Here is a 16,511-nt window from a genome sequence, read left to right as displayed (position 1 = left end):
TCGGATCGTCGGCGAGCGAACGTGAGGATTGGATCCCACTCAAGAATGAGTGCAGAACTCCATAGACGAGCGCCAGTCACAAGGGAAACCTACAACTCTTTGGCGCGGTGAGTGGTACGACCTCTAGCGCGGCTCCGGGAAGTTCTCGGGGGTTAGTCCACCCTTCGGCATCTGCAGCTTGTTCCGTGTCTCGCCGCGGCGGTGCGCGTTCCAGGCGTAGATGACGAGCGCCAGTGCCTCCGTCTCGTTCACCCGTCCGCCGGAGACGCGCATCTTCACGATGCGGTTGCGCAGGGCGGCGACGGGGGAGTTGCTGGGCACGCCGTCTCCGTCCGCGATGCGCGCGAGGAACCAGTCGGCATCGTCGGTGTCGAGGTCGGCGAACAGCCAGTGGCAGAGACCGACCACGGATGCGGGCAGGAGCGTGCGGGAGGCAAGGCGCACTGCTGCGTCGGCCGACGTCCGGATGCTCGGGTGGGTTTCCAGAAACGCATTCATCTCGCGTGGCGTCGGACGGACAGCACCGGTGTTCGTGCGGGCGCCTTTGGACCACATGACAGCCCGTCTGGCGACCGCAGCCAGGGTGGTGGTGTTCTCCTCGCCCTGGAGCTTGAGAGCGTCTGCGTAGGTACGTTTCGCGCCGGCATCGACCGTGTCCATCACGGTCTCGTCCACCCCGCGGACCACGATCATCGGGACAGTGGTGTGGGCGACAATCACGGCCGAGAGTCGGTGCTGGCCGTCGATGAGCCGGCCGGCGGTGTCGAACTTGAGGGTCTCGCCGTTAAGGACCCAGTTGCCGGTGGTCATGTCGCGGGCATAGCCGTCGATCACGGCTTTGCGGATGTTGCGGTTGTTCGGGTTCTTAGCGAGCCAGCGTTCGGCGAGCTCGGGGGAGACGTCGACGATCTCGACGGTGGGGGTGGTGGGCATGAGGGGTCCTGTCTGAGGTGTTCAGGATTGAACACCTGCGAGGGGTCGGCGTGTCTACAAATGTGGACAGGGTCAATCGGGGAATCCCGATTACCGCTCGAGCGAGGTAATCGTCATTTGACGAATGCCTCTGCCGCCCTCGAGGGACGGCGGGCCGGGTGAGCCTCGGGTGAGGTTGAAGCGGGCGATCACTGCGCGGCCGCCTCTTCTTCAAAGGCCGCCTCGACCCAGGGGTGCGACGCGCGGTAGCGCTCCATCCATGGCGCAGGCCTTTGAGGAGGCTGCTCAGGATGGAATTGCTCGAATCGAGCCAGAGCGGTCTTCATCTGAACTCCGGCCCGCCACTTCGCCCATACCTTGAGAGTCCGAAGATCCACTCCTAGAAGGCGGATGCGCGCGGGACCGGAGAAGGCTCGGTCGTCAGAGTCCTTCGCCAGGAGCTCGAACAGCACCGGATCGACCAGTCGCTGACTCGCAACAAGATGCACCTTCTCTTCCTCGCGTGGCGTAGAAAGGCCGGTGTAGTTGGTCGGCCCACGCTCGAGGTGCACGAGTTCATGAGTCAGAGTGCATCGCAGTTGCTGTTCTGTGAGATCGGCGCGGAGGGTGATGGACAGATTGGTGAAGTCGGTGACTCCGAGGGGCCGGTCCCACTTGCTGACCTTCCCGATGTGCCATTGCATGTCCACGCCTCTGCGCGAACGAAGATCGGTCCACGGTTGGTACGCGGAAGGGCGAGTCCACATACGTTGAGCGATAGCTTCGGCGAGCTTTGGGTCGAGTTCGGGACGAGGAGATCGTGCGGTACTCACGACTTGGCCTTCTCCCAGAGCGCGGTCAGCACACGCTGCCACTCTGGCCAGTCGCTCGGCATGACCTCGTGGGTGCCCATGTAGCCGCTGCCGTCGTCGCCGCCGAGCTCGATCCTCACGGGGTCGAAGTCAGTCCAACCCTCGACGACGATCGGCCGCGAGCCGACGATCTCCGTCCACACGAGCCGAGCGGTCATCTCCGTGCCGCGCGACGTGGGCCACGCGATCTCCTCGCCCTCGTGATGCACCGTCCACTGCCCGTCGTCCCAGGCGTGCAGGGCCTCGCGGTCGTGAACCGCGGTGCACCACCTCGGACAGGTGAACGTCTCGCGCGCTTGGACGGGCAGCGTCTCGCCTTCGAGCGCGGTCATGCCTGCACCGCCTCGTGAGCGCTCAGCATCGCCTGCAAGAGCTCGATCGCTTCACGCAGCTCGACGATCGTGGCCTCGCTGTCGGTGGTCACCGATCGCTGTCCAGCCTGACCGTCTTCATGCAGCACGATCACGAGCGTGGTCTGCTCATGCGCGATCTGGACGGCCTGCTCCGACGAGCGGCCCACGCCCTGCTGAACCTTGATCCCGATGTCCGGATCGGCGGCATAGTGCCAGACGCCGCCGGGCTCCGGGTAGATGCGAAACGAGTCGAGCTGCATCCCGTCGAGGCAAGTCAGTGACGGCGGGAGAGCGGTAGCGTTGCTCATGATCGATCCTTCGTTGGTGGTTGGGTCGGTCCACGCTCCCGGTCGCTTCAGACGACGCGGGAGCACTTTCGTGTCAGCCGGGTGTAGCGCTGACGAATGTTGCTCCCCGTCGTCTTCCTCGTGCTGCCGGTCACCGTCGTCTTCGCCTTCTACCCGGGCCTCGTCGGCCTCCGCCTCTCCAGCTGAAGGAGCGTCATGTCACGACTGAACAGAAGAGTCCTCGAACGACTGCAGCATCCCCCGCACGACGAACGGGGTGACGTGCCCGGGTGGGTCATGATCACGGTCATGTCCGCCGGCCTCGTCGCGCTGCTGGCGGCGATCGCCGGCCCGGAGCTGAGCTCGATGCTCAGGGACGCGCTCGACTCGGTGCGTTGAGGTCCGGTGCGGAGCCGATCTCTCGCGAGTGCGAGCGCTCGCATGCTGCCACCGTTCGGGGTGCCCTGGGGGTACGGTGGCCGGAACCCTAGGAGGCACCGTGGCGAACGACGACCTGAAGGCCAAGATGCGCGAGGCCCTCGAGAAGAAGGCCGGCAAGCACCACGCGTCGGCCCAGACCGCCGAGCACGACGGCAGCGAGAAGTCGCACGGTGCCGACAAGCCGATCGCCCAGCCGGAGTTCCGCCGCAAGAGCGTCTGACCCGCCGCGAGCGTCGAGCACACCAGGAGCGCGGGTCGGCCGTCGTCGACTACGTGCTCGTCGTGGTGGTGCTCGTCCCGCTCGTGCTCGGCATCATGCAGCTGGGCCTCGTGCTGCACGTCCGCAACACCCTCACCGCCGCCGCGTCCGACGGCGCGCGAGCAGGTGCCCCGCTCGGCGCCTCGAGCGGTGAGGCGGTGGCGCGGACGCGACGGATGATCTCGGGCAGCCTGTCCGAGCGGTTCGCGAGGTCGGTGACGGCATCGCGGGGGTCCGTCGACGGCGCCCCGGCGCTCGTCGTGCGGGTGCGTGCCGAGGTGCCGGCGCTGGGGGTCCTCGGGCCGAGCGTCTCTCTCGACGTCCGCGGTCGCGCACTCCTGCAGGAGGAGCCGTGAGGTGCGAGCGCGGCTCGGCCCCGGTGGAGTTCGTCTGGCTGACGGTGCTCCTGCTCGTGCCGTTCGTCTACGTGATGATCGCGGTCTTCGACGCCCAGCGCGCCGCCTACGGGGTCTCCTCGGCCAGCAAGGCCGCGGCCCGTGCCTACGTGCAGGCGCCCGACACCGCCACAGCCGCCGACCGGGCGCGCAGGGCCGCAGCGGTGGCGCTCGCCGACCAACGGGTCGACGCCGACGTGGTGGTCACCTGCCTCCCGACGCCGGACGCGTGCCTGCAGCCCGGGTCCTCGGTGCGGGTGTCGGTGCGCACCGTCCAGCCGCTGCCGCTCACCCCGTCGGCGCTGGGGGAGCGGATCGGTGGCATCGCCGTCGACTCCGACCACACCGAGCCGTTCGGCTCGTTCCGGGAGGGCCGATGACGCGCCGGGTGGGGCGCGACGAGCGGGGGAGCGTGACGGTCATGACGATCGGCTTCCTCGTGGTGATCGGCCTGCTCCTCGCGGTCGTGGTGAACGCGTCGTCGGCGTACCTGCAGCGTCAGGAGCTCGCCCACCTGACCGACGGGGCCGCGCTGGCCGCGGCCGACGGTCTCGACGAGGGCGCCTTCTACGCCGAGCGGACGATCGAGCTCGATCCCGCCGCGTCGCGACAGCTGGTGGCCGGCTACCTCGCGGGCGAGGACGTCGCCGGTGTCGACGTCGCGGTCCGGGGTGACACGGTGAGCGTCCGGCTCGAGCGTGACGTCGAGCTGCCCTTCACCCCGCCCGGCTGGCCCGACCAGGCCCGCGTCTCGGCGGAGGCGTCGTCGCAGCTGCGGCGACCGTGACCCGGTACCACTCGCCGGGGCGGGCCCGTCTCGGACACTTCCGGGTCGTGCCGGCCGACCTGACCGCCCCTCAACTGTCCGAAACGGATGTGGGTCAGGGAGGGGCGTTCGAGGCGATCTGGTCGAATAGGGGCATGCGTCGTCTGCTGCTGCCCGTGATCGCCGCCGCCCTCGTGCTCGCCGGGTGCACCGGCGGGGACGACACCCCGGACGGCGGCGAGGAGCCGACGGCCACCGCGTCGCCCACCTTCTCGGCCGACTTCGCCGACCTGGAGGAGGAGTACGACGCGCGCCTCGGCGTCTACGCCATCGACACCGGCACCGGACAGGTCGTCGAGCACCGGGCCGACGAGCGGTTCGCGTACGCGTCGACCATCAAGGCGCTCGCCGTCGGTGCGCTCCTGCACGAGAAGCCTCGCTCTGTCCTGGACCAGACGGTCGAGCTGGGCGAGGAGGACCTCGTCGAGAACTCGCCCGAGCTCGAGAAGGCCGTCGAGGAGGGCGAGACCGACCTGACGGTCCGTGAGCTCGCCGACGCCGCCGTGCGGTACAGCGACAACACCGCCGGCAACCTGCTGTTCGACCTGCTCGGAGGACCCGAGGAGCTGCAGGGAGTCCTGCGCGAGATCGGCGACGAGACGACGATCGTGTCGCGCATCGAGCCCGAGCTGAACGAGGCCGTCCCCGGCGACGACCGCGACACCACCACGCCCGAGGCGCTCGCCACCACCCTGCGCGCGTTCACGCTGCTCCCGGCCGACGGTGACGCCGTGAACAACGGCTACGCGCGCGCCATGCTCACCGACCTGATGGTCCGAAACACCACCGGTGACGACCTCATCCGCTCGGGCGTCCCCGACAACTGGGAGGTCGCGGACAAGACCGGCGCCGCCGCCTACGGCACCCGCAACGACATCGCCGTGCTGCGCCGCGCCGACGGCGACCCGATCGTGCTCGTCATCATGTCGTCGAAGACCGAGCAGGACGCCGAGTACGACAACGACCTCATCGCCGACGCCACCCGCGTGGCCGTCGCCGGGTTCGACCCCGAGGCCGACTGAGCGACCCCGGAGACCCCCGGGGGCTTCGCAGCGAATTCGCAGCACCCGCTCGTAGCGTCGTCGACGAGAGCCGGGACAGGCCCGGCGAGATCCCTCGGGGGGATTCATGAACCGCATCAGCAGGAAGCTCGCCCTCACCGTCGCCGGAGCCGCACTCGTCGCCCCGCTCGCCGGGACGTCGGTTGCCGGCGCCTCGCTCGCGCCGACCCAGGGCGAGACGAGCGGCAGCAACGTCACCGCTGTCAGCGACGACACCGTCCAGACCAAGGCGACGATCAGCGGCGCCACGGTCATCACGCGCGCCAAGAAGTGGCTGACGGCCAACAACGGCAAGCCCGTCCCGTACAGCCAGGTCTCGAACTGGAAGGACGGCTACCGCCAGGACTGCTCCGGCTTCGTGAGCATGGCCTACGCGTACGGCAAGCCGGGCCTCAACACGGTCGGTCTGGCCGACTCCAGCGTCAGCACGAGGTTCACCAGCAAGAACAACCTCAGGAAGGGCGACACGATCATCGACCCCAACGGCACGAGCACCTCGCGCCACGTGGTCCTGTTCGAGAAGTGGGCCAACTCGGCCAAGACCCAGTACTGGGCCGTCGAGCAGCGCGGCACCTACGGCACCACCTACCGCAAGCTGTCGTACGGCATCGGCTCGGACCAGTACGACTTCTACCGCCAGAAGAAGCTGTCCTGACTCCCTCCGCAGCACGACGGCGCCCCACCCTCACCGGGTGGGGCGCCGTCTCCGTTCGAGCAGGTCGTGGGCGGCTCCGGGTCAGCAGCCGCCGCAGGTGTGGAAGGTGACGTCCCAGTGGCTGCCCTCCTGGGCGTACTCGTTGCCGGCTCCCGACCGGTAGAGCCGCGCTCCGTCGCTGCGGGTGCCGACGTACGTGAACGTGTTCGTCACGTACGACGTCAGGCAGCTGGAGAGGCTGAAGTCCAGCTTGTAGCCGTTCGCGTGGCTGTAGGTGCCACCCGCGTGACCGGTCTCGGTTCCGCCCGTGATGTTGAGTGCGCAGCCGCTGGCGGACCTCAACGTGCGGGCGCCGTCCACGCTGGTCTGGCGCAGCCCGTCGAACGACGTGCACGTGGGGTTGGTCCGGTCGGTGCATCCGCCCGACGACGACCACGTGATGCCGGCCGCTCTGAACGCCGACTCGGCCTGGGCCTGCGTCACCGCCGAGGCCGACGTGGACAGGCCGACCACGGCGCCGAGACCGAGCATCGTGCCGGTCAGGAGCACCGCGAGGCGGCGGAGGACGGACGGTCTGGTGCTGTTCCCCGATGTGTTCATGCCCTCCATGCCAACCCGAGGAATCAGCATGGCGCAACCCCCTCCGGGTGACGCTCAGGCGACCAGAACCTGACGCAGCCGCTCGCCGTAGGCCGCAGCCTCGCCTTCCTCGTACTTCGTGCGGGGCCAGAAGAAGCCGCGCAGACCGTCGCCCTTGGTGCGGGGGACCACGTGCACGTGCAGGTGGGGGACGCTCTGCGACACCACGTTGTTCATCGCCACGAACGTGCCCTGGGCGCCCAGGGCCGACGTCATCGCCGCAGCAGTGCGACGGGCCGCGGAGAACAGCGGGACCGTCAGCTCGTCCGGGAGCTCGAGCAACGTGTCCACGTGGACGCGGGGGACGAGTAGCGTGTGACCCCTGAAGACGGGACGATTGTCCAAGAACCCCACGACCGCCGGCTCGTCGAGCACCACCTCGGCAGGTTCGCTCCTACTGACCACGTCGCAGAACAGGCACGCCATGGCTCGATCCCAGCACACGACCGGACGCGCCGCGCGCCGGCCGGCGCTGCTGGCGGGCCTGGTGGTGGCACTCGTCCTCGCGGGCCTGGGGCCCGCCGACGCGGCGTCGCGTCGCGTGTCGCTGACGGTCGCCCCCACGACTCCTCTGGTCGGGGCGAGCGTGAGCGTCTCGGGGACCGTGACGTCCACGCCTCGTCGCACCAAGGTCGTGCTGCAGCGTTGGAGCGGCCGTCGCTGGCTGAGCCTCTCCACCGTGCGCACGGGGACGCGCGGGCGATTCACGGCACGCACCGCCGCGGCGTCACCCGGTCGCTGGTCCTATCGCGTCCGGGTGCCGGCCGCAGGCAAGCGGAAGGCGGTGACCAGTGGTGTCCGGCGCGTGGACGTGCTCCGGGGCAGCAGCGTGAGCCTGTCCGTCGAGCACCGGTCCGCGGCGTGGACGTTCGTGCAGGTGAGGGGTCTCGTGAGGAACGCGCGGACGGGCGCGCCGGTCCGTCTCGAGCGCCGGGTCGCGGGCGCCTGGCGGCGGGCCGCCGACGGCAGGGTGGGCGCCGGCAGCCGCTACGACGTCGGTCTCGAGCTGCCGGTCGGCACCTCCTCCGTGCGCGTCGTCGCGCCGCGCGACGCATACCGTGCCGCGGCCGTCAGTCCCACTGTCACCGTCACGGTGGTGCCGCCTCCGGCGACCGGCTCGAGCGCGACTCCCACTCCGCCGGCGCAGCCTGCGGCCGAGCCGTCGCGCACGGTCTCCGGCACGATCACGGGCCAGGTCACCTGGGCGGCGGGAAGCACCGTCGTGCTCACCGGTCCGGTCGACGTCGCGGCGGGCGCCACCCTCACGGTGGAGGACGGCGTGGTGGTGCGCTCCGCCGGCCACGCCCTCACCGTCCACGGGACCCTGCGGGCCGGTCGCTCGGGCACCACCACCTTCACGTCCACGTCGACGGCCCCCCGAGCGGGCGACTGGCCGGGCATCCGGGTCGCTCGGCGCGGGCACGCCGACCTCGGGCGGTCGCACGTGTCCGGTGCCGACACCGCACTGCGAGTCGTCCGGGGCGGGTCCGCCCAGTGGCGTGGATCGGTCGCGGCCTCCGCCGCCGGCCTCGACTCCGACGGGTTCGCCGACGCCCGCCACGTCGACTGGGGGAGCCCGACGGGGCCCGCGGCCTTCGGCACCGGCGCCGCCGTGCGGGGGTACGGCGCGCTGGTGGTTCCGTGGCAGGGCTTCACGCCGGGCACGGGCAGCACGTGGCTCGCCGAGGACGCGCCGCAGGTGCCCTGCGTCGACGTGGTCCTGGTCGGGGCACGTGGCTCGGGCGAGGCGCCGCAGGGCTCGGACGCCTACGAGGACGCGGCCTTCGGCGGGACGGGAGTCCCGACGTTCGGCGTGCTGCACGGTGCCTACTCGACGGTGCAGGAGGCCCGTCCGGCCACCTCGTTCACGGTGGTGCCCGTCCGGTACGCGGCGGCCGGGTACCCGCCGGCCGACGACTCGGTCGACTGGCCCACGTTCTCGGCGAGCCTGCGGGGCGGTGCCGACGCCGTCGCGGCGCTCACCGCCGACGTCGCGCGTCGCTGCCCCGACAGCCTGGTGGTCCTCGTGGGTGCCTCCCAAGGTGCTGCCGCCGTGCGAGCCGGACTGGTCCAGGCCGACGGCGCGGGTCGCGACGCCGTCGCCGCCGTCGGCCTCCTCGCCGACCCCAGCACCGTCCCGGACGCGAGGGAGACGATCTGGTCGACCTCGTGGACCACCCGGTCCGTCCCGAAGGTCGGTGGCGTCGTCCCGATGTCCTCGTTCGCGCGGGCCGCGACGACCGACCTGCCCGACGACGTCGCCGCACGCACCCTCGCGCTGTGCCACGAGGGTGACGCGGTCTGTGACGCCGGTCCCGACGCCTCGATCGAGCGGCACGCGGACTACTCCGCGCAGGAGACCCTCGACCTGGGCGCGGCCCTGGGCCGTCTGGTGCTCGACCGTCTCGGCGACCGCTGAACCGCCCGGCCGAGCGGCCGCGCCCGGGGCCCTGGCGGTAGCCTCGACAGGTGGCCACCGACTTCGCAGAGCAGATCAAGGAGCTCAGCGCGACCCTGACCTCCATCGAGAAGGTCCTCGACCTCGACGCGATGCAGACCGAGATCGACGAGCTGCAGGAGGAGGTCGGCGCACCCGACCTCTGGGACGACCAGGCGAACGCCCAGCGCGTCACCGGTCGACTCTCCGTGCTGCAGTCGCAGATGGAGCGCATCGTCGAGCTGCGCAGCCGCCTCGAGGACCTCGAGGTGCTGGTCGAGCTCTCCCAGGAGGAGGGCGACGCCGACTCCCTCGCCGAGGCCGAGACCGAGCTGACCCGCCTGCGTGCCCTCGTGGAGTCGCTCGAGGTCCGCACGCTGCTGTCGGGCGAGTACGACGAGCGCGAGGCCCTGGTGACCATCCGCTCCGGCGCCGGTGGCGTCGACGCCGCCGACTTCGCCCTCATGCTCCAGCGCATGTACGTGCGCTGGGCCGAGCGGCACGACTACCCCGTCCAGATCTACGACACCTCCTACGCGGAGGAGGCGGGCATCAAGTCCACGACCTTCGCGATCAAGGCGCCCTACGCCTACGGCACGCTGTCGGTCGAGTCCGGCACCCACCGGCTCGTGCGCATCTCGCCGTTCGACAACCAGGGCCGGCGCCAGACGTCGTTCGCGGCCATCGAGGTCGTGCCCGTGCTGGAGCAGACCGACGAGATCGACATCCCCGACGAGGAGATCCGCGTCGACGTGTACCGCTCGTCCGGGCCCGGCGGCCAGTCGGTCAACACCACCGACTCGGCGGTCCGTCTCACCCACATCCCCACCGGCGTGGTCGTCAGCTGCCAGAACGAGAAGAGCCAGCTGCAGAACAAGGCCAGCGCCATGGTGATCCTCAAGGCCAAGCTGCTCGCGCTCAAGAAGGCCGAGGAGCGTGCCCACCTCGACGAGCTGCGCGGCGACGTGCAGGCGTCGTGGGGCGACCAGATGCGCAACTACGTGCTCAACCCGTACCAGATGGTCAAGGACCTGCGCACCGAGCACGAGACCGGCAACACCCAGTCGGTGCTCGACGGCGAGATCGACGACTTCATCGAGGCCGGCATCCGCTGGCGCAAGAACCAGGAGACGGCGAACGCCTGACGTCCTAGGTGCGCCGCGACCGGTGCAGCAGGTACAGGAAGTACGGCGTGCCGATGGCCGCGGTCAGCAGGCTGGCCGACAGCTGTGTCGGCGCCACGACCGTGCGGCCGAGCAGGTCCGACAGGCTCAGCACGATCGCACCCAGCAGGGCCGCCACCGGGATCACGAGACGGTGACGCCGCCCCACCAGCGCGCGTGCGGCGTGGGGCGCCACGAGCCCCACGAAGCCGACGACGCCGATGACCGAGACCGCCGCCGCCGTGAGCAGCGTGCCGCTGCCGAGCAGCAGCAGACGCGAACGGGCGGGGTCCACCCCGACCACGCGCGGCGTGTCCTCGTCGACCGACAGCAGGTCGAGACGACGTGACGCCGCGAAGGCGATCGGCAGGAGGAGGACGCACGCGACCACGAGCGGCGTCAGGTGCTCGTAGGCGCGACCGTAGGTCGACCCCGACAGCCAGGTGAGTGCCTTGGCCGCGTTGAACGGGTCGGTGGCCACGATCAGCACGGTCACGGTGGCCGTGGCGCCGTAGGCCACGCCCACGCCCAGCAGCACGAGCCGGTCGGTGGCGAAGCCGCTGCGTGCGGCGAGGCCGAACACGAGCGTCGCGGCCAGCAGCGCCCCGGCCACGCTCGCCCCCGAGATCGCCCAGAAGCTCGCGGCCGGCACCGCAGTGACCACGACGACGGCCCCGACCGAGGCGCCTCCGGACACGCCGAGCAGGGTCGGGTCCGCGAGGGGGTTGCGGGTCACGCCCTGGATGAGTGCACCTGACACGGCCAGCGCGACCCCGGCGATCACGGCCGCGACGATCCGCGGCGCCCGGGCGTCCATGACGCTCGACGTGATCGGGCCACCGCGGCCGGCGAGCCAGTTGAGCAGGTCGCCGACCAGGAACATCCGGTCGCCCACCAGCATCGACGCGCCCGCGACCACCACCAGCAGGACCACCAGCACGCCGATCAGCAGACCGGGGCGACGCACCCCCAGTCCGCGCACGTCGAGCGCGTTGCCCGCCTCGTCCAGCCGTGATGCGCGCAGCCGCATGGCGAAGCCGACCAGCACCACCGCGCCGAGGATCGTGGTGGCCACCCCGGTGGGCACCTGCACCGCCCGTTGGGAGCCCATGACCGCCCGCACCGTCACGTCGGCGAGCAGCACCACCGCCACGCCGGCCAGGCCCGACAGCGGCACGAGCGCACGGTGACGGTGCAGGCCCTTGACCCGCGACGTGCCCAGCCGCACGAGGGCGGGGGCGACGAGACCGATGAAGCCGATGGGCCCGGCTACGGTCACGGAGACCGCCGAGAGCAGGACGGCCAGGACGATCACCGTCAGCTGGGTCCTGCGCACCGGCACGCCCAGCGACCGGGCCTCGTCGTCGCCGAGGGTGAGCAGGTCGAGGCGTCGCGCGTGCAGCAGCGTCACGGCCAGCACCACGACCATGAGCGGGGCCATCAGGCGCAGCGTGCCGAAGCCGTTCTGGCTGAGCGTCCCCGCCTGCCACGCCTGCAGGCCGATGGCGCCCTGCGGGTCGAGGATGATCAGCATCGTCGAGATCGCCATGAAGCCCAGCGAGATCACGGTGCCCGCGAGCACCAGCCGGACGGTGCCGTACTCGGTGCCCGCCAGCGCGAAGACGACGAGAGCCGCGAGGAGGCCGCCACCGAAGGCGAGCACGAGGTCGCCCGCGATCACCGACGGCACGCCGACCGTCGCGCCGACGGTGACGGCGAGGAACGCTCCGGAGTTCACCGCGAGCGTGTCGGGGGAGGCCAGCATGTTGCGCGCCACCGACTGCATCACGGCGCCGGCGACGCCGAGGGACAGGCCCACGACCACGCCCGCGGCCAGGCGCGGCAGACGTGACTCGACGACGACCGCGGTCGCCTGCCCCGACCCGGTCCCGGTGAGCCAGCCCCACAGCTCCGGAACGCCGACGTCGGCGGTGCCCTGCACCACGTGCACGGCCGCCACCACGGCGATGGCGACCAGCAGCCCGAGGGCCACGACCGCGACCCGCCACCTGGACGTGGGCGCGCCGACCGGCGTCGGGGAGGTGTGCTCCTCGACGCCGGGGCGCTCTGCCGTCAGGGTCATGGGGCCGTGAGGGTCATGCGGTCGTGGCCTCGGGGTCCAGGTCGTCAGTCCTCAGGAGACCTGGTCCGCGACGGCGTCCAGGAACTGGATCATCGACTTCGGGCCACCGAACATCCAGATCTTGTCGGGGAAGCGGACCACGTCGCCGCTCTCCACGAACGGCAGCGACGTCCAGACGGTGTTGTCCTTCAGCGTGTCCGCGTACGGGTCGGTCTCGGCGTCGTTGGCGATGTACCAGTACTGCGTGTCGTCGGGCAGCTTGGTCAGGCCCTCCACGTCGGTCTGGGCCAGGCCGTAGGCCGGGTCGGGCTCGAGGCCGTCGATGGCGTCCCAGGCGTTCTCGAAGCCGAGCTCGCCCAGGATCGTGCCGAGCTGCGAGGTGGCCGTGTACGGCCGGACCGAGACGGCGTCGCCGGTGTCGTAGGCGTCGCTGAACGCCACGGTGGCGCCGGCGGCGTCGGAGTCGGCGACGGCCTTCTTGGTGTCGGCCAGCTTCTCGTCGAACTCGGCCTTCAGGTCCTTCGCCTCGTCCTCGGTGCCGGTGGCCTTGGCCACCAGGTCGAGGTTGGCGAACATCTGGTCGATCTGCTCGCCGGCCTTGCCGCCGGGCAGGACGATCACCGGGATGGTCTTCTCGATCTGCTCCACGGCGTCGCCGGCGAGGGTGTCGGTGACGACGAGCGCGTCGAGGTCGAGCGAGGCCAGCGTGTCCAGGCTCGGCTCGCCGCGCGTGCCGAGGTCGGTCACGTCGCCGTCCAGCTCCACGGCGCTGTCCCAGGTGGCGAAGCCCTTGACGTCCGACACGCCGACCGGCTGGACGCCGAGCGACACCAGGTACTCGGCCGCGTTCCACTCGGTGGCCGCCACGCGGGTGGCGGGCCCGTCGAGGGTGATCTCCTTGCCGCGCGAGTCGGTGAGGGTGATCTTCTTCCCGCTGGACTCCGCAGAGCCGTCGGAGGCGTCCTCGGTGGTGCCGCAGGCGGCGAGCACGGTGGCGAGCAGGGCGGTGGCTGCCACGAGCGGCAGGCGGATGAACGTCACGGGGTCTCCTTGAGGGGGGTCGGACGGGTGTGGTGACGGGCCACGGCGCGGGTGCGGACGTGGCCGGTGGAGGGGTCGACGTGGACGTCGACCTGGATGCCGTAGGCGGCGCTCAACCGCGCGGAGGTGAGGACGTCGGCCGGAGGGCCGGCCGCGTCGACGCGACCGTCGACGAGCAGCACGACGTCGTCGGCGATCGCGGCGGCCTGGTCGAGGTCGTGCAGGACGATGCCGATCGCGATGTCGTGGTGGTCGGCGAGGTCGCGGACCGTGTCGAGCAGCTCCACCTGGTAGCGCAGGTCCAGGAACGTGGTGGGTTCGTCGAGCAGCAGCACCGCCGTGTCCTGGGCCAGGCAGCTGGCCAGCCAGACGCGCTGCAGCTGCCCGCCCGACAGCGTGTCGACGGGACGGTCGGCGAGGTCGGTGACGCCGCACATCCCCATCACGCGGTCGACGACGACGGCGCCCTCGGGGTCGCCGCCTCCCCAGCGTCCGCGGTGCGGGTGACGGCCGTACTCCACGACCTCCCGGACCGACACGCCGCCGGGCACGCTCCGCGACTGCGAGAGCAGGGTCAGGCGCGTGGCCAGGTCGCGCCCGGCCAGGTCACCCACGGGGGTGCCGTCGCCCAGCTCCACCCGACCGGAGTCCGGCTCGTGCAGGTGGGCCAGCGACCGCAGCAGGGTCGACTTGCCCGAGCCGTTCGGTCCGATCAGCGCCGTGACCCGGCCCGCGTGCAGCGCGACGTCGACGTCGTGGACGACCGTCGCGCGGCGGTAGCCGGCCACGATGCCGGTGCCGCGGAGCTGGAGGGTCGAGGCGCGGGACACGCGACAAAGGTTAGGCACACCTATGTGACGCGCCGACGTCGGCCCCGGACCTCACACCTGCGCGGGCTGCGTCGTCGTAGGGGTGTGAACACGAGGACACGACGATCGATCCTGCTGGTGACCGCCGTCGTCGGGCTCTACGTCGGGTCGTGGGCGGCCGCCGTGCCGCGCTCGTTCTACGACTCGTTCCCGGGCCTCGGCTCGGTGTGGGTCGCGGTGGACGGCCCCTACAACGAGCACCTGGTCCGCGACGTCGGGGCGCTCTACCTTGGCCTCGCCGCTGCGAGCGTGGTCGCAGCAGCGAGCCACCGCGTCGAGGGCGGTCGTGCGGTCGGCGTGGCATGGCTGGTGTTCTCGGTTCCCCACCTGACCTACCACCTGGCGCACCTGGAGGGCTTCACCGTCCGGGACGTCATCGGTCAGGTCGTCGCGCTGAGCGCCACGGTGGTGCTCGCGGTACCGCTGGTCGCCCCTGCCCGGGCGAGAAGCACCGAACGTCCCACAGGAAGGAAGACGCCATGAGGATCGCCGTCGCCGGAGGAACCGGCATGGTCGGGAGGCACGTCGTCGACGTCGCCCGCGAAGAGGGCCACGAGGTCGTCGTGCTGTCGCGTGCGGCGGGGGTGGACCTCACCGAGGGCGAGGGCCTCGACGTCGCCCTTGCGGGGGTCGACGTCGTCGTCGACGTCACCTCGACCGCGACGCAGGACGCGCAGGAGTCGCGACGGTTCTTCGACGCGGTGACCCGCCACCTGCTCGCGGCGGAGGAGCGTGCCGGGGTGGGTCACCACGTGGCGCTCGGCATCGTCGGCAGCGACCGCGCGACCGGCGGCTACTACGTCGGCAAGGTGCACCAGGAGCAGCTCGTCGAGTCCGGTGCCGTGCCCTGGACGATCCTGCGCGCGACCCAGTTCCACGAGTTCGCCCAGCAGCTGCACGGTCAGGTGACGCTCGGGCCGTTCGTGCTCGTCCCCGTCATGCGCAGCGAGCCGGTCGCGGCGCGGGAGGTGGCAGAACGCCTCGTGGCCCTCGCCGTCGGGCGACCGACCGGTCGGGCCAGGGACCTCGGTGGCCCCGACGTCCGTCGCATGGTCGACATGGTGCGCGCGTACGCGCGGCAGGTCGGTGACCGGCGTCGCATCCTCGCCGTGCCGCTGCCTGGACCACTCGGCCGGGGGATGCGCGACGGCTCGCTCCTCACGCGCGCCGGGGCCGACCACGGCACGACCGAGTTCGAGGCCTGGTTGTCGACCGTCACCTCGGAGCCGCGAGGATGACCAGCGATGATGACCCGATGAGCGAACCGTCCCTGGGTCCGGCGCTCGAGGAGCGCGAGCGCCTCCTGGCCACCGCCTTCCGGCTGCTCGGCACACGGGCGGACGCCGAGGACGCCGTGCAGGAGGCCTACGCGCGCTGGTACCGGCTCGGCGACGACGAGCGGATGGGGATCCGCCGACCCGGCGCCTGGTTGACCACCGTCGTGAGCCGTGTCTGCCTGGACCAGCTCGGCTCCGCGCGGGTCCGACGAGAGCGGTACGTCGGTCCGTGGCTGCCCGAGCCGCTGCCCGACCCCGACGCGCTGAGCGACCCCGCCGACCGCGTGACGCTCGACGACCAGGTGACGTCGGCGGTCATGGTGCTGCTGGAGTCGTTGACCCCGGCCGAGCGGGTCTCCTTCGTGCTGCACGACGTCTTCGGGCTGCCGTTCGACGAGATCGCGGCGGCGGTGGGCCGCTCCCCGCAGGCCTGCCGCAAGCTCGCCTCGGCGGCTCGTGCCGACCTTCGCGAGCGACGTCGGCGTGAGGCAGCCCCGCGAGATCACGACGCGGTGGTGCGGTCCTTCCTCGCGGCCTGCGCCACCGGTGACATCGCCCAGCTGCTGCCGTTGCTCGACCCCGACGTGGCGCTCACGTCGGACGGTGGGGGCATCGTGCGCGCGGCACGCAACGTCGTGCGTGGCCCCGACCACGTGGCTCGGTTCCTCCTCGGCCTGGCCGCGAAGGACGCCGACCTCACCTTCGAGCCGACTGGTGTCGAGGGCCGTACCGGGGTGCTGGTGCGCCGGGGACCACAGGTGGCGGCCGTGGTCGTCCTCGACGTGCAGGAGAGGATCCGTGACGTGTGGATCACGGTCAACCCCGAGAAGCTGGGCGCATGGGGCTGAGGCGCGTCACCGGGCCCGGGATTCGCCTACGTCGACCGAGAAGCGACGCTCCCGGCACCCGCGCACGGTTTAAATGGATTCCGGCGCATGTCC

General features: G+C 71.2%; 20 protein-coding genes. 11 read left to right on the top strand and 9 right to left on the bottom strand.

Annotated features, from left to right (window positions below):
• Positions 1–123: 123 nt before the first annotated feature.
• The 4 genes from NBW76_RS14715 to NBW76_RS14700 all read right to left on the bottom strand — a co-directional run bounded on the left by NBW76_RS14715 (position 124) and on the right by NBW76_RS14700 (position 2,445).
• Positions 124–933: a hypothetical protein gene (locus NBW76_RS14715; protein WP_056552304.1), complete on the bottom strand. Its 810-nt coding sequence runs from the start codon at positions 931–933 to the stop codon at positions 124–126.
• Between the two features lie 188 nt (positions 934–1,121).
• Positions 1,122–1,616 (bottom strand): hypothetical protein, encoded by a 495-nt coding sequence (locus tag NBW76_RS14710; protein WP_156364648.1) that lies wholly within the window; start codon positions 1,614–1,616, stop codon positions 1,122–1,124.
• 125 nt (positions 1,617–1,741) lie between these two features.
• The gene (locus tag NBW76_RS14705; RefSeq protein ID WP_056552302.1) at positions 1,742–2,116 is read right to left on the bottom strand and encodes a hypothetical protein; all 375 of its coding nucleotides are present in this window, start codon (positions 2,114–2,116) and stop codon (positions 1,742–1,744) included.
• A complete protein-coding gene (locus tag NBW76_RS14700) occupies positions 2,113–2,445 on the bottom strand; it encodes a hypothetical protein (protein ID WP_056552299.1) in 333 nt (110 codons plus the stop codon). The genes NBW76_RS14705 and NBW76_RS14700 overlap by 4 nt, the downstream gene beginning before the upstream one ends.
• A 478-nt stretch (positions 2,446–2,923) precedes the next feature.
• On the opposite strand from NBW76_RS14700, the gene NBW76_RS14695 reads away from it, so the two are divergent.
• The 6 genes from NBW76_RS14695 (at position 2,924) to NBW76_RS14670 (ending at position 6,061) form a co-directional block, all read left to right on the top strand.
• A complete protein-coding gene (locus NBW76_RS14695; RefSeq protein WP_156364647.1) occupies positions 2,924–3,085 on the top strand; it encodes a DUF5302 domain-containing protein in 162 nt (53 codons plus the stop codon).
• Positions 3,082–3,480: a TadE family protein gene (locus NBW76_RS14690; protein ID WP_056552955.1), complete on the top strand. Its 399-nt coding sequence runs from the start codon at positions 3,082–3,084 to the stop codon at positions 3,478–3,480. Before NBW76_RS14695 ends, NBW76_RS14690 begins: the two co-directional genes overlap by 4 nt.
• Positions 3,477–3,899, top strand: coding sequence for a hypothetical protein (locus tag NBW76_RS14685; RefSeq protein ID WP_056552297.1), 423 nt, complete (start codon positions 3,477–3,479; stop codon positions 3,897–3,899). Before NBW76_RS14690 ends, NBW76_RS14685 begins: the two co-directional genes overlap by 4 nt.
• Entirely contained in the window at positions 3,896–4,306 is a 411-nt protein-coding gene (locus NBW76_RS14680; protein WP_082481197.1) for a pilus assembly protein TadG-related protein, read from the top strand. The genes NBW76_RS14685 and NBW76_RS14680 overlap by 4 nt, the downstream gene beginning before the upstream one ends.
• Positions 4,307–4,440: 134 nt before the next feature.
• Positions 4,441–5,367 carry a class A beta-lactamase gene (gene bla, locus NBW76_RS14675; RefSeq protein WP_055968826.1) on the top strand — a complete coding sequence of 309 codons (927 nt, stop codon included), beginning with the start codon at positions 4,441–4,443 and terminating at the stop codon, positions 5,365–5,367.
• 106 nt (positions 5,368–5,473) lie between these two features.
• Positions 5,474–6,061, top strand: a complete 588-nt coding sequence (locus tag NBW76_RS14670) for a hypothetical protein (protein WP_055968825.1) — start codon at positions 5,474–5,476, stop codon at positions 6,059–6,061.
• 81 nt (positions 6,062–6,142) lie between these two features.
• Here the strand turns inward: NBW76_RS14670 and NBW76_RS14665 are convergent, their stop codons facing one another.
• Both NBW76_RS14665 and NBW76_RS14660 read right to left on the bottom strand, forming a co-directional pair.
• On the bottom strand, positions 6,143–6,661 hold the full coding sequence (locus tag NBW76_RS14665; RefSeq protein WP_055968824.1) for a hypothetical protein: 519 nt from the start codon (positions 6,659–6,661) through the stop codon (positions 6,143–6,145).
• 54 nt (positions 6,662–6,715) lie between these two features.
• Positions 6,716–7,126: an HIT family protein gene (locus tag NBW76_RS14660; protein ID WP_056552289.1), complete on the bottom strand. Its 411-nt coding sequence runs from the start codon at positions 7,124–7,126 to the stop codon at positions 6,716–6,718.
• Here NBW76_RS14660 and NBW76_RS14655 point away from each other — a divergent pair.
• Together NBW76_RS14655 and prfB are read left to right on the top strand one after the other, a co-directional pair.
• Positions 7,125–9,119 carry a cutinase family protein gene (locus NBW76_RS14655; RefSeq protein ID WP_056552288.1) on the top strand — a complete coding sequence of 665 codons (1,995 nt, stop codon included), beginning with the start codon at positions 7,125–7,127 and terminating at the stop codon, positions 9,117–9,119. The genes NBW76_RS14660 and NBW76_RS14655 overlap by 2 nt on opposite strands.
• A gap of 50 nt (positions 9,120–9,169) precedes the next feature.
• Positions 9,170–10,282, top strand: a complete 1,113-nt coding sequence (gene prfB, locus NBW76_RS14650) for a peptide chain release factor 2 (protein ID WP_056552285.1) — start codon at positions 9,170–9,172, stop codon at positions 10,280–10,282.
• Positions 10,283–10,286: 4 nt separating this feature from the next.
• Here the strand turns inward: prfB and NBW76_RS14645 are convergent, their stop codons facing one another.
• Genes NBW76_RS14645 through NBW76_RS14635 form a run of 3 tightly spaced genes read right to left on the bottom strand, consistent with a single transcriptional unit; the run spans position 10,287 to position 14,254 of the window.
• Positions 10,287–12,383, bottom strand: coding sequence for an iron ABC transporter permease (locus tag NBW76_RS14645; protein ID WP_056552283.1), 2,097 nt, complete (start codon positions 12,381–12,383; stop codon positions 10,287–10,289).
• 51 nt (positions 12,384–12,434) lie between these two features.
• Entirely contained in the window at positions 12,435–13,424 is a 990-nt protein-coding gene (locus tag NBW76_RS14640; RefSeq protein ID WP_235492857.1) for an iron-siderophore ABC transporter substrate-binding protein, read from the bottom strand.
• Positions 13,421–14,254 carry an ABC transporter ATP-binding protein gene (locus NBW76_RS14635; RefSeq protein ID WP_082481195.1) on the bottom strand — a complete coding sequence of 278 codons (834 nt, stop codon included), beginning with the start codon at positions 14,252–14,254 and terminating at the stop codon, positions 13,421–13,423. Before NBW76_RS14635 ends, NBW76_RS14640 begins: the two co-directional genes overlap by 4 nt.
• A gap of 117 nt (positions 14,255–14,371) precedes the next feature.
• Here NBW76_RS14635 and NBW76_RS14630 point away from each other — a divergent pair, with 117 nt between their 5' ends.
• Genes NBW76_RS14630 through sigJ form a run of 3 tightly spaced genes read left to right on the top strand, consistent with a single transcriptional unit; the run spans position 14,372 to position 16,418 of the window.
• Positions 14,372–14,776: a hypothetical protein gene (locus NBW76_RS14630; RefSeq protein ID WP_200932642.1), complete on the top strand. Its 405-nt coding sequence runs from the start codon at positions 14,372–14,374 to the stop codon at positions 14,774–14,776.
• Entirely contained in the window at positions 14,773–15,531 is a 759-nt protein-coding gene (locus NBW76_RS14625) for an SDR family oxidoreductase (RefSeq protein ID WP_056552280.1), read from the top strand. Before NBW76_RS14630 ends, NBW76_RS14625 begins: the two co-directional genes overlap by 4 nt.
• Positions 15,532–15,548: 17 nt before the next feature.
• Positions 15,549–16,418, top strand: coding sequence for an RNA polymerase sigma factor SigJ (sigJ, locus tag NBW76_RS14620; RefSeq protein WP_056552279.1), 870 nt, complete (start codon positions 15,549–15,551; stop codon positions 16,416–16,418).
• Positions 16,419–16,511 lie beyond the last annotated feature (93 nt).

This window comes from Aeromicrobium sp. Leaf245, assembly GCF_942548115.1.
In the GTDB taxonomy this organism is placed as follows: domain Bacteria; phylum Actinomycetota; class Actinomycetes; order Propionibacteriales; family Nocardioidaceae; genus Aeromicrobium.
The sequence above is the reverse complement of the archived record's forward strand: the minus strand, read 5'-3'. Positions and strand labels throughout refer to the sequence as shown.

Bases quoted from the DNA above. Each gene is read 5' to 3' on its own strand.
- NBW76_RS14705 (WP_056552302.1), bottom strand. From the start codon at position 2,116: ATGACCGCGCTCGAAGGCGAGACGCTGCCCGTCCAAGCGCGCGAGACG.
- NBW76_RS14625 (WP_056552280.1), top strand. From the start codon at position 14,773: ATGAGGATCGCCGTCGCCGGAGGAACCGGCATGGTCGGGAGGCACGTC.
- NBW76_RS14710 (WP_156364648.1), bottom strand. From the start codon at position 1,616: ATGCAATGGCACATCGGGAAGGTCAGCAAGTGGGACCGGCCCCTCGGA.
- NBW76_RS14700 (WP_056552299.1), bottom strand. From the start codon at position 2,445: ATGAGCAACGCTACCGCTCTCCCGCCGTCACTGACTTGCCTCGACGGG.
- NBW76_RS14680 (WP_082481197.1), top strand. From the start codon at position 3,896: ATGACGCGCCGGGTGGGGCGCGACGAGCGGGGGAGCGTGACGGTCATG.
- NBW76_RS14665 (WP_055968824.1), bottom strand. From the start codon at position 6,661: ATGAACACATCGGGGAACAGCACCAGACCGTCCGTCCTCCGCCGCCTC.
- NBW76_RS14645 (WP_056552283.1), bottom strand. From the start codon at position 12,383: ATGACCCTGACGGCAGAGCGCCCCGGCGTCGAGGAGCACACCTCCCCG.
- NBW76_RS14715 (WP_056552304.1), bottom strand. From the start codon at position 933: ATGCCCACCACCCCCACCGTCGAGATCGTCGACGTCTCCCCCGAGCTC.
- bla (WP_055968826.1), top strand. From the start codon at position 4,441: ATGCGTCGTCTGCTGCTGCCCGTGATCGCCGCCGCCCTCGTGCTCGCC.
- NBW76_RS14670 (WP_055968825.1), top strand. From the start codon at position 5,474: ATGAACCGCATCAGCAGGAAGCTCGCCCTCACCGTCGCCGGAGCCGCA.
- NBW76_RS14660 (WP_056552289.1), bottom strand. From the start codon at position 7,126: ATGGCGTGCCTGTTCTGCGACGTGGTCAGTAGGAGCGAACCTGCCGAG.
- sigJ (WP_056552279.1), top strand. From the start codon at position 15,549: ATGAGCGAACCGTCCCTGGGTCCGGCGCTCGAGGAGCGCGAGCGCCTC.
- NBW76_RS14655 (WP_056552288.1), top strand. From the start codon at position 7,125: ATGGCTCGATCCCAGCACACGACCGGACGCGCCGCGCGCCGGCCGGCG.